This is a genomic window from Gracilibacillus thailandensis (assembly GCF_010994055.1).
In the GTDB taxonomy this organism is placed as follows: domain Bacteria; phylum Bacillota; class Bacilli; order Bacillales; family Amphibacillaceae; genus Gracilibacillus; species Gracilibacillus lacisalsi.
On sequence record NZ_WJID01000026.1, the window covers coordinates 33,912 to 46,138 of the forward strand.

9 protein-coding genes are annotated in these 12,227 nt (G+C 38.3%); 6 read left to right on the forward strand and 3 right to left on the reverse strand.

From position 1 onward, the window contains the following. Nucleotides 1-27 precede the first annotated feature (27 nt). The gene (locus tag GH715_RS09865) at nucleotides 28-891 is read right to left on the reverse strand and encodes an AraC family transcriptional regulator (RefSeq protein ID WP_153836213.1); all 864 of its coding nucleotides are present in this window, start codon (nucleotides 889-891) and stop codon (nucleotides 28-30) included. Nucleotides 892-1,186: 295 nt separating this feature from the next. Here GH715_RS09865 and hpaB point away from each other — a divergent pair, with 295 nt between their 5' ends. Continuing rightward, the gene (gene hpaB, locus GH715_RS09870; protein WP_153836212.1) at nucleotides 1,187-2,614 is read left to right on the forward strand and encodes a 4-hydroxyphenylacetate 3-monooxygenase, oxygenase component; all 1,428 of its coding nucleotides are present in this window, start codon (nucleotides 1,187-1,189) and stop codon (nucleotides 2,612-2,614) included. A gap of 89 nt (nucleotides 2,615-2,703) precedes the next feature. Here the strand turns inward: hpaB and GH715_RS09875 are convergent, their stop codons facing one another. After that, complete coding sequence (locus GH715_RS09875; protein WP_163578580.1) at nucleotides 2,704-3,594, reverse strand: LysR family transcriptional regulator; 891 nt, start codon at nucleotides 3,592-3,594, stop codon at nucleotides 2,704-2,706. 147 nt (nucleotides 3,595-3,741) lie between these two features. Between GH715_RS09875 and GH715_RS09880 the strand changes: the two genes are divergently transcribed. Genes GH715_RS09880 through GH715_RS09895 form a run of 4 tightly spaced genes read left to right on the forward strand, consistent with a single transcriptional unit; the run spans nucleotide 3,742 to nucleotide 8,501 of the window. After that, entirely contained in the window at nucleotides 3,742-4,710 is a 969-nt protein-coding gene (locus tag GH715_RS09880; protein WP_153836211.1) for an ABC transporter ATP-binding protein, read from the forward strand. A gap of 3 nt (nucleotides 4,711-4,713) precedes the next feature. Continuing rightward, nucleotides 4,714-5,730 carry an ABC transporter substrate-binding protein gene (locus tag GH715_RS09885; RefSeq protein WP_153836210.1) on the forward strand — a complete coding sequence of 339 codons (1,017 nt, stop codon included), beginning with the start codon at nucleotides 4,714-4,716 and terminating at the stop codon, nucleotides 5,728-5,730. A 39-nt stretch (nucleotides 5,731-5,769) separates the two neighbouring features. Further along, the gene (locus tag GH715_RS09890; protein ID WP_153836209.1) at nucleotides 5,770-7,422 is read left to right on the forward strand and encodes an ABC transporter permease; all 1,653 of its coding nucleotides are present in this window, start codon (nucleotides 5,770-5,772) and stop codon (nucleotides 7,420-7,422) included. Then, nucleotides 7,422-8,501 carry an MBL fold metallo-hydrolase gene (locus GH715_RS09895; RefSeq protein ID WP_153836208.1) on the forward strand — a complete coding sequence of 360 codons (1,080 nt, stop codon included), beginning with the start codon at nucleotides 7,422-7,424 and terminating at the stop codon, nucleotides 8,499-8,501. The genes GH715_RS09890 and GH715_RS09895 overlap by 1 nt, the downstream gene beginning before the upstream one ends. Before the next feature lie 383 nt (nucleotides 8,502-8,884). Here the strand turns inward: GH715_RS09895 and GH715_RS09900 are convergent, their stop codons facing one another. Continuing rightward, a complete protein-coding gene (locus GH715_RS09900) occupies nucleotides 8,885-11,395 on the reverse strand; it encodes a rhamnogalacturonan lyase (RefSeq protein ID WP_153836234.1) in 2,511 nt (836 codons plus the stop codon). Between the two features lie 297 nt (nucleotides 11,396-11,692). Between GH715_RS09900 and GH715_RS09905 the strand changes: the two genes are divergently transcribed. Further along, nucleotides 11,693-11,890: a hypothetical protein gene (locus GH715_RS09905; RefSeq protein WP_153836207.1), complete on the forward strand. Its 198-nt coding sequence runs from the start codon at nucleotides 11,693-11,695 to the stop codon at nucleotides 11,888-11,890. Nucleotides 11,891-12,227: the final 337 nt, after the last annotated feature.

Below are 12,227 nucleotides of genomic sequence, written 5' to 3' on the forward strand. Positions count from 1 at the left end.
TTTTATCAATCGCTAGATTACATTTTTTTATGCTTTGTTTGTGAAACGCTTACATTTAGTTGTTTCTTGTTGGCGATAGTTATTTGGTGACATGCCGGTGAATTTCTTAAAGATTCTCCAAAAGTGAACATGGTTGGTATAGCCAACTTTCCTCGTAATTTGATTGATTTTCATTTTTGTTTCCGTTAGTAGCCTCTTCGCTTCCGTAATCCGTACCGCATTCAAGTATTCTGTAAAACTACAGCCAATAGATTGCTTGAATAATTTACTTATCGATTGCTCATGAAGAAAAAACGTATCAGCAAGGATGGACAATGTGATATCTTGGTGGAAACGTTCATTGATATAGGTGATCATATCATTTATTAATGCATGTTGATGACGATTAGCAGTTGCATGTTCTATAGACGTTTGACTTCGGATCAGTCGTTCACATTCCATTAGTAATTGTGACAGAAGTAACTGTAAGTAACGATCACTGTGAGAATGATCGAGGAAATATTCTTCTAACATCTTTTCTAATATGGTTTGAAATATGGTTGGATTTTTAACTGAGAGCAGATGAGGGCCATTGTTAAACAAAGTAGAAAGAAGGATTTGATCAGCTTCCAAAAGAAAACAATCCCGGAAGTTCAAGACGATTCGTTGATAGTTATGATCATTAACGATGGTTTTATGTAGGATGTTTTTATTAATCAGCATCATAGTATCTTTTTTTGCTACATATTTCTCTCCATCTATCAAGAAAATTTTCTCCCCTTCAAGCAAATAAAAAATCTCATAATCCTGATGAAGATGATAATGTTGCATATCACGGCTATTTTCATACCCACGGGAATAATCGATATAAAAAGACTGATTTCGTAAAGACACATTTACCTTATCTGCCAAAACTTTTCCTCCTCTATTTTTATTATGGAAAGTAATTTTAGCATATCGAATTACCTATCATATGGGAAGTGCAATAATACCTAAGTCTAAGGTATTGTAATCATCAGTATAACTAGGGAATGTCCCTGCTTGAAACAAATACTATTATCCCCTAACCACATCATTTTCCGCCGGACTCCTTTCCTTTTTCAATTATGTCGGCAAAACCTGTTTCAGCTATTTGCTAACCGGAACATATTTCTCCCTCAAAAATATAATAATGTAAGTTTATTTTTGTGATAAGGGGTGCAGAAGTATGCCAGCAATAACAGGGGAAGAATACCGAAATCGAATAAAAAAACGACAAGTAGAACTTTGGCACAATGGACAAAAAGTTATTAACATTCTTGATCATCCTGCCTTTAAAGGGATCATTAACAGTCAGGCCTCCCTTTACGACCTACAACAAAAAAAAGACATCATGACCTATCCTTCACCTGTAACAGGAGATTTAGTTGGTACCTCTTACTTACAGCCAACCACAATGGAAAACCTTATAAAACGTAGAAAAATGATTCAACAGTGGGCAAAGATGAGTGGAGGTATGCTTGGCAGGAGTCCTGATTATATGAATACTGTATTAATGACTTTTGCTGCTTCGGCTCAACTATTGAAAGATAAAGAAAATTGCTTCCCCGAACATTTGATTCATTTTTATGAAAAGGCAAGAGAAGAGGATTTTTCTTTTACACATACATTTATAAGCCCACAAGTTAATCGATCACAACTTTACTTTGAAGACACTGACGGACCAATCGCAGCGAAAGTGGTTGCCGAGAACGAAGAAGGAATTGTCATTAAAGGAGCTCGCTTACTAGCAACACAAGGTGGCATCACCGATGAGATTATTGTTTTTTCCCCTGGAGGTATCTCTGATAAAGCTTACGCATTTGCTTTTTCCATTCCAAGTGAAACAAAAGGATTGAAATTCATTAGCAGGGATTCCTTTGTTGGAGGCGAGTCAACTTATAATTATCCACTAAGCTCTCGGTTTGAAGAATCAGATAGTATGGTGGTATTTGATGATGTAGTCGTCCCATGGGAAAGAGTATTCTTTTATAACAATTTAGAAGTAGCCAATAATTTCAAAAGCACCAGTGCATTTGCTCCCTTTACCTTACATCAAATCGTTAGCAGACAGGTTATTAAAACGGAATTGATGGTGGGATTGGCTAAGTCTATTGTCAATACCATTAATATTAGTGAATATCCCCATGTTCAAGAAATGATGGCTGAAATGATAACAGCACTAGAAACGATGGAAGCCTTATTAATCAAAGCAGAAACCAATGCAAAAAGAGACGAATTTGAACTAATGCGTCCAGAACTCACCCCCTTACAAGTAGCGACCTCTACTTTTCAAAAAGTATATGCTCGACTAGCAGAAATTGTCCAACTATTAGGATCTAGTGGGCTTGTGTCTATTCCAACCGAAGCCGATTTTGAGTCCGAGATTAGAGACGACCTAGATCAATATTTGCAAAGTGCCACACTAGAAGCAAAAGATCGTGTGCAATTATTTCGCTTAGCTTGGGATGCGACAATGAGTTCATTTGGCAGTAGACAGACCCAATATGAACGCTTTTTTCTCGGAAGTCCGAATCGATTAGCAAGTGAGTTATACAAACAATATAATTTCACAAAACATACAGACTATATTAAAAATTTTTTGACATACGATTAAAGACGGGAGATGAATGGCTGCTCCCGTCTTTTTTGCACCTTCTAACCATCTACTGAAGGCCTAAAATGAAATGACCAAGTTCCTATCAGTTAGTGATTTTCTGCACTCTCACTTAATCCCAAAACAAGCTCCTGAAAATACCGAAACGGGCCACTTATCCATAAATTACGATGGTAAACAAAATGAATTTGCCTTTCTAAGTCTTGATTTTCAAATTCAATATAAGCTAAATGATCTTCTTTTTCTATTAATCTTTTCGAAATCAATGCTACGGTTTTCCCGTAAGATAGCATTTTAATAATCGTCGAAACAGAATCTAGTTGAATCATTTCCATTTGTAATTTTTGCTCTTGCAACCATGATTTGGAGAAATGCCCTGTTGAACTTGATAACCTATGCACGAGCAATGTTTGATGAGATAAATCACTTTCACCTAAGCCCTCCTTCCCAGCAAAAGGATGCGTCTTGCTAAAGGCCAAGACAATTTTGTCACTCGTGATTGGTTCATATACAAGGTCTGGCTCCTTATTCCCCGTTTCCATTACTAACCCACAATCTAGTTCTTGAAATAGTAGTTTTTTTTCTATTTCTGGGGCTGTTTTAACATCTAATGATACCTTGATACGCGGATACTGTTCAGCAAGCTGGTGAATTAACTCCGGCATAAAAAGCTGGGCAGGTACACCACTTGCCCCTAGTTTGATAGAGCCGTTTTCCCCATTCTTATAATCTTCCACACTTTTTTCTAATGCATCATTGATTTGACTCAATTGCTTGGCATAATGATAGAGCATCTCTCCTGCGTCTGTCAGTCTATATCCTCCCGCATTGGTACGAAAAAGCTTAATGCCGTACTCTTCCTCCAATGATTTAATATGGAAAGATACAGTAGGCGTAGACAAACCTAGTAAATTGGCTGTATCTGTCATTTTCCTCGTTTCTACCAATGAGATCAAGACATGTAATTTTTGAATATTCACTTTATCCTCCTAAAGTATTTTAGATTTTTTCTAACAGTACGTTGATTTTATCAGATTTTTTTTAATTTAATGTTAACAGTTAGTTAATATTCTCTAAACAATTGTTCTCTACACTTAATAGTGAGGAGAAAATGAGGAGAGGATAACATGATTATTCGCTTAAAAGGCATCGAGAAGAAATATGGCAATATCCAAGCAGTAAAACCGATTGATCTAACGATAGAAGACACCTTTGTTACGATTCTCGGTCAATCAGGTTGTGGCAAAACAACATTATTAAAAATGTTGGCAGGGCTGACAGAACCAACATCTGGGGAGATCCTTTTCGATGACAAGACCATCTTTTCTAAATCAAAGAAAATTAATGTAAAACCAAACAAGCGCCAAATTGCCATGGTATTTCAAGATTTTGGGCTATGGCCGCACATGACAGTCTTTGAAAATGTTGCATTTGGTCTACGAGGAAAGGTACCCAAGTCTGAACGAGCTGATATTGTTCACGACGCCCTGTTAAAAGTAAAACTAGATGCAAAGGCAGTCATGAAACCTGGGGAATTATCAGGAGGACAACAACAGCGTGTAGCATTGGCTCGAGCTATTGCCATTAATCCGAAACTTATCCTTTTCGATGAAGCGCTCAGCGCACTCGATGCAATCTTACGTGAACAGATGCGTGAGGAGATTTTAGCCATTGTCCAATCGATTGGTGCACAAGCGATCTTTGTCACACATGATCAAACAGAAGCAATGACGATGTCAGACAGCATGATTGTGATGGATACTGGAGACGTTGTCCAAACAGGATCACCCGAAGAAATCTATCATACTCCAGCCAATCCATTTGTAGCAAACTTCATTGGTAAGACCAACTGGGTAGAGGATAAAGAGAAAATGATTCGTCCAGAAAATGTTCATCTTTATCCACATACAAATACAACATTAAGATCGGGGGTTGTGAAGAAAAGTACGTATGAAGGTGACCGTTACGTCATCTTTGTCGAAACAAATGGTCAGTTGTGGAAATTTTATGACCATCATCCGCATGAACAAGGCGCTAAAATTAAGCTTTATGTCGAAGAAAATCATATTCATTCTTTAAGAAAACAGGAGGCGTAACCTATGAAAAAATTAAAACGAACTGCAATGGCAGGAATCTTTACTTCCGCATTACTACTAAGTGCTTGTGGAGCTGACTCTGAGGAAGCTTCAGGTGCAGAAAATAACAATTCTACTGATGAAAATACGATTACCGTTTATTCTGCTGGACCAGGAGGGCTTGCAGAAAATATTCAAGAAGCATTTGAAGAAGAAACAGGTATCAAGATCGAAATGTTCCAAAGTACTACAGGAAAAATTCTATCTCGTTTAGAAGCAGAAGCAAATAATCCAGTTGCTGATGTTGTTGTACTTGCTTCTGTTCCATCAATGGAAGGATTAAAATCCGAGGATAAACTTCAAGCTTATGAATCGGAAAACGGTGAAAGCATGAACCCTGAATGGAGCGATCCTGATCATTATTATTATGGATATAGTGCTGCCGCTCTTGGTGTTGCTTATAACACGAATCAAGTGGATTCACTTGATGCTGATTGGGAAGAGTTTAGTGATTCAGAATGGCAAGGACGTGTCGCAATGCCTGACCCAACTTCTTCTGGCTCTGCTGTTGATTTTCTATATGGCTTAACGAATCAAAATGATAATGGTTGGGACACAATTCAAAACTGGCTAGACAACGATTTACTAATAGCAGGAGCGAATAAAGAAGCATTAAACTCTGTCATCACAGGAGATAATGATGTCGTTGTTTCTGCAGTAGATTATATGACTTATAAAGCAAAAGACAGTGGAGAACCAGTTGATATTTACTATCCGGAAAGTGGCACAGTTATTAGCCCACGTGCTGCAGGTATATTAGCAGATGCGCAAAACGTTGAAGGCGCACAAGAATATATAGATTTTCTTTTATCTGACACTGCGCAACAATTGGTTGCAGATGCATATATTTTACCTGGTAATAATGAGATTGAATTGAATAACCGCGCTCCTTTAAGTGATATACCGACACTTCCATTAGACTTGGATAATATCGAAGAAAAACAGGTAGAAACATTAAACAAGTTCACATCAATGGATTAAAACTTCTACGTGATGACGTAAGATAATGGAGGAATACGTATGATTCTACGTAGACATGCCCCTTTTACGGCGTTGTTTATCATACTTACTATTTTAGCTGTAGCACCACTTATTGCGGTGCTCGGCTATACTTTTTTTGAGAATGGCACGTTGTCATTTGACTCATTATTATCGGTTCTACAAAATAATAGCATTGTCCAAACCATGAAAAATTCTCTATTACTTGGTGTATATGTCATTGCTCTTACAACATGTATAGCACTTCCGCTTGCTATTATCAGAACCAAAACCTTCCTGGTCAAAAGTGAATGGTTAGATATTATCTTTATCATTCCTTTTATGACACCACCATATATTGGCTCAATGGGTTGGATTTTGTTTATGCAACACAATGGTTATTATGAGCAAATCTTTACTACAGAAGCACCATTTACCTTTTTCAGTGTAGCTGGAATGGTCTTTATTATGAGCATGCACCTGTATCCTTTTCTTTATTTAATGCTGAAGAATGCACTGATGAGAATTGACGGTTCTTTTCAAGATGCAACAATGATTTATGGTGGTAACCCTGTCTTGAACTGGATCCGAGTGATTTTACCATTACTGATTTCAAGCTATGTGATGGCAGCCTTACTCGTCTTTATCAAAACATTAGCTGAATTCGGAACACCTGCCACTTTTGGTAAAAGAATTGGCTATGACGTTTTTACAACAGAGATTCATGCCTATTTATCACGCTGGCCGATTAATATATCAGCAGCCACCAGCTTATCTTTACTGTTGCTAAGCGTCTGTATGGTGATTTGGTATATCCAAAATGTAATTAGTCGTAAATATACGTTTGGCACCCATTCTGGTAAATCGATGAGTTCTAACCAGTTGAAAGATTCACTATTGATTCGAATCTTTTCTAGTGGATATGTACTGATTATCATCGGGCTATCAATTGGTGTACCCTATTTTTCAATCATCGCTACTTCCCTATTAAAAGTTCGTGGCGAACCGCTTAGTTTAAGTAATGTAACACTCAGTCACTATGCTGAGCTATTCACTGTTGGTTCATCTAGCTTCACAGCGCTTATGAATAGTATTAACTTTGCCTTTGTTGCTTCTACTATAGCCGCTCTTATCGGATTTTGTGCAGCACTATATATTAGAGATGCTAAAAAGAAGTCACAACAGTTCCTTGATTTTACAAGTCTATTGTCCAATATCATTCCTGGTATTGTCTTTGTTGTTGGCCTGATTCTATTCTGGAATGCAGGATGGCTTCCAGCAACTATCTATAATACTAACTGGATGCCTATCGTTACTTATATTGTGCTATTTTTACCTTATTCTGTTCAATATACGAAATCAGCATTGTCCCAGCTTCATCCATCTATTCACCATTCCAATGCGGTTTTCGCTCACAACTATTGGATGATTTTATTAAAAGTATGGTTACCGCTATTGGGACAAGGGATATTAGCAGGCTGGATGATGACATTTATTATTTCAATGCGTGAATTAGTTGGTTCTTTACTTATTCTCCCTCCATCAGTAGAAACGAGTGCCACCTTTATTTATAGCCAATTTGAGCAAGGTGATGTATCAAAAGGAATGGCAATGGCAGTAATCACAGTATTATTAACGGTGATTTGCATTTTTCTGATTGAACTCTTACAACGAAAGGCGTTACACACAAACTAATGATTGATGTAACCGTGCTTGGAGGAGTACGAGAATATGGTCGAAACTGCTTTTTAGTAACAGACCAAGCAACTAACACACGCATTATGCTGGATTGCGGCGTCAGAAATGGAAACCCAGAAGTATATCCAGTCATTACAGAAGAAATAGCACAATCGATTCAAGCAGTATTTATCTCTCACATTCATAACGATCACATTGGTGCACTGCCCTTATTAGCGGAAAAGGGCTTCCAGGGTGACGTATGGATGAGTGAAGCCAGTCTACAGCAATTGCAAAACATCATACCAAAATGGCAAGGTACATCACTAGATGCTTTGCGTTTTCGCTCTTTTGACAAATGTACAAGAGGGAAGTCGATTACTATATCAGACAGTCTTTCATTCATTTGGGGTTATAGTGGACACATGCTCGGAAGTGTATGGTACAGCTTTTATATAAATGAGCAATCTATCTTTTTCTCCGGGGATATCGCACTTGCTTCCCCGCTATTAGTAACAGATACCCCTGCTATGCTTTCTTATGATATCGCATTGATAGATAGTGGGCATGCTACTCAAACCATGCCTTATGAGAAAAGTATCCACAATATCTTGTCGATAGTAAAAGATCCATCTGAAAGCTATCAGATTCCGATTACGATCTCTGGAAAAGCCTGTGATCTGTTATTTTTGCTCTATCAAGCACTTCCTGATAGAAACTTTGTGATCGATCATGGATTAATGGAGCATTTACAAAGTTATCTCCAAAATCCTGATAACATACGGAAAGAAAAAATCAATGAATTAGCTGCACTGATGCACAGTGAGCGTGTAACCATCTATGAGGGAAAAAAAGAAACGGGGATCTATCTATTATTAGATAAAGTAGCTGGCTTTCATGAAATAAAGACTGGTGTTTATCAGGATGAAAAATCACCTTTTTATAAATCACATCCTGATAATCGAGATTTAAAGACATTGGTGAGAATAATCGATGCAGAAGAATATATTTTTTTCCATAGTGAGAGAAATGATTTGAAGACAATTCTAGATGGATTACGAACCGAAAATTATATCCTTGATAACCTTGTTCAATAACGTGAGACTTTAACCTCCACTGATTATGCGGGGTGTTAAATTCTGTAACCCCCCACTTTAACTTCCTTGAAACTTAAAGGTGGGGGTTACAAACGTTAACGAATAGAAGGTAATTGGGGATCGATGGATATCGTTTAATAGAAGTTTTCTATCATCCCCTTCTGGAATCATTACGGACATTTAGTACGCTATTTCTCCTATTATTTGCTTATTAAAGAATGTAGCGGACATCTATTCCGTTAAGAAGCGCAAATAACGTTGAATGAGCACTTATTTAAAGAAATAACGGAACAGATGTCCATGAACACCTTCAAATTATTATTTTTATTTGAAATAACGGAATATATGTCCGCAGAACTGTTGACACTAGCAATCTCCTTCTACTATTTCAATCGCTCAAGAAAAGTTTCAGCCGCTTCCACTAATACTTTCTTGGCATCCTCTGAAATATGCTTCTGCATCGATCGTTTCTCGATTTGAGTTAAATACTTTTCAATAAACTTACTTGCTTGATCTATTGAACCTTTTTCATAATGATGAACTGCTTGTCGATACGTATTTGTCAATTGCTTCGCTAATGGACCAGTTACATCACCTGACTCCATATAACGATCCATTAAATCCTGCAGAGTTGATGTATCGATTGGAAGCCAAACATCCCTTATTGGTACTTGAGACCAATCGATGTCAGAAGCAAGATAAAAGCTCGTATAAGCAGGTTGATTATAGCTCGTATTTTGTCTAGCTACTTCAGCTCGATATTGTGGATCATGCATTAACGTATAAAGCTTGCGATCCGTTAATTCTGTACTTAAGTAGATTCGAATCGCGGAGCTATCTTCCGTTCTTACGAGTAATTCTTCTCGCCAATCCCCAAAAATATCAGCTACTAAGCTTGGATTCCCTTTTGTCCAGTTGTTCGTTCTCGTTCCTTCAGCAGTTAGAACTGTTCCCTTTTGCCAGTGGTCGATTGTTGGTGTTTGATCTCTGGAACCGTTAATGATTTGGGTTGTCATATCTCCTGACCACCTAATGCTCATGTTCGTTCCCGGAATATCTTGCCAGCTATCGGCAATTTCTCTTCCATCTGCTGTATGCATACCGACTGCCCATGTTTCTAATCCAGGTTCATCAGGAAGTACGTCACCAATCATGCCACGCCCAGTATCGCGACCAGTATAATCACCATAAATCACTTCACCAGTTGCTGCATCACGGAGTGCGTAGCCATATGGTGCCCAAGCTCCACCTTCAAATACCATGAACATTTCCAAACCAGGCCGATTTGGATCAATGTTAGCTACATGCATTGCATCACCGTGACCTAATCGTGCCATACCTTCCGCTGCTCCTTCTTCTGGCATTTCAGCGAACGTGCTATACAACAATGATCCATCATGGTCGATTGTTGCACCACCGTAAACAATTTCATGCTTACCATCTCCATCGACATCTGCTGCACTTAAAGAGTGGAACCCTTGTGTTGTTATCGTTCCAAACTCTTCATCTGTTCCATCTACACCATGAGGCCCATCATTAAAAGGATTACTCATTGGTGTCCAGCCACTATCTACATACCAATTTTCCTTTAAACTCTCTCCATCCCAATCATAAGTAACAATGGTAGATCTCGTATAGTATCCTCTCGCAAAAACGGCTGACGGATTTTCCCCGTCTAGGTAGGCAACTCCAGCCAGAAACCGATCAACACGATTTCCTGGTTCAATACGAGACATCGCATAATCTCCCCATCTCAATCCATCGTCCTCACGTGCCGGCTTATAATGGATCGTTTCTAACTCGTCTCCTGTTTCACCGTCAAACACGGATAAATATTCTGGTCCTTCTAAAATAAAGCCCTCGAAGTTTCGAAGATCATTATTGCCGCTCCGTGACGGGGCATATTCATCCATGAAGTAATCAGCTAAACTCTCTGCGTCCTCTCTAGATAATGGATAATCATACTGCGGTTCCATGTCAAAAGCTTCTTCCAAAGTAGCCGGCCAGTCACCTTTTTCTACTTCTTCTTGGTCATGCCAACTCATAAATAAATCAACAACATGCTCATAATAATCATCGCTACTCATCCGGTAATCATCATCGTGGCTAAATCCTGCTTCGATATCTTCTTCAGGCATTGTAATATATTCTTCCGAAGCTACCTCGCCAGCTTCATCGTACTTGATCACCTTTGTTCCAGGAGCAGTTTTAAACATGATTTCCGACTTACCATTCCCATCAAAATCATAAACTAAAAATTGCGTATAGTGTGCTCCGGAGCGAATATTAACGCCTAAATCAATTCGATAAAGTAATTCTCCGTTAAAAGTATAGGTATCTAAGTAGGTATTGCCTGTGTAACCCACCTGTGATACATCCTTAGCGTTGCTCGGCTCCCATTTTACGACATATTCATATTGACCATCACCATTCACATCACCAACGCTCATATCATTTGCATGATACGTGTATGACTCCCCGACCGGTGTTTCACCGTCAGCTGGCTTTTGTAAAGGTAAATCATAATAGCTTTCATCCCATGGAATAGTTGTTTTACTCTCATCGATTTCTTCTCCATCTACTGTTGCACGGACGACATATTGATCATCAGAGGAACCTGCCGTATCTAAATAATTCGTACTATCCTCAACTGTTGCCAGTTTTTCATCGTTGCGATACACGTTAAAATCCACACCTGTTAAACCATTATCTGAATATCCGGATACTTCATTTGCTAGAAGACGCCAGCTTAAATAAATACCTTCAGAGGTAGAAGCAGCTACTAAACCTCTGTCTAAATTCTCTAACTGGATACCTTCTGTTGTATCCGTTTGTTCGTTTGTGTTATGTTCATTTGCTGATACACTTGCTGCACCTGATAGAAGTAAAGTCATGGCTGTGATTGAACTAAATACTTTTTTTGTGAACGATCGATTTCCCAAATAATCACTCCTCTAATTTTTTGAAACTTTTCATACCACACAAACATAGTAAACGCTTACATCTTCTGGTATAAGAAAGTTTGCTTAGCTCAACCTACTCGCCTCCCTTCGTAAACACGATTATATCAGAGAAAGCGGATTCAGTAATTCCAAATATCAGAGGGAAATGATGAAAAAACAGAGGTCAAGCTCTGTTAAATAGAAATATGTTAAACTAGAAATGAGTTTGCGATAATAAAGGGGAATTCGATGAAAAAACATACTCTGTTCGGCAAAGTAATTTTTTGGTTAGGTTTTCTCATATTTATTCTAGGCTTTATGTTTAACGAGACATTAGGTATCATTCAAGATGTACCTGCGAGTGTGTATTCCTTCTCTATGCCTGCGATAATCATTGGCATCATTCTAATCATTATTTCTAATGTCTTTAAGAAAGAGAACGATTAGTTATTTTTGCGACAAAACTTAGGAGAGAATGCTTAGATTTACGCTTCCTCTAGTGGTTATTATGGAATAATATCAACTGCTTGAGCACCACTCCGGCTGCCCACTTCCCTTTCCGTGGGGTTTGTCCTTCAGCTAACTTTTTTGAGCAAAAATCCGCTCAAAAAAGTGGATCTTCAGGTCAAACAATTCCCACAGGAGTGGAAGTGTGCGGCCTTCGCTATTATCAGGCTCTACAACGATAGCAGGAAGTAACACAGCCGCTTTTATACCCACAGATAACGGTCCATTGTAAAAAAATCAACCTATTACTTATGACAAGAATTGTTGCACCTTCTCA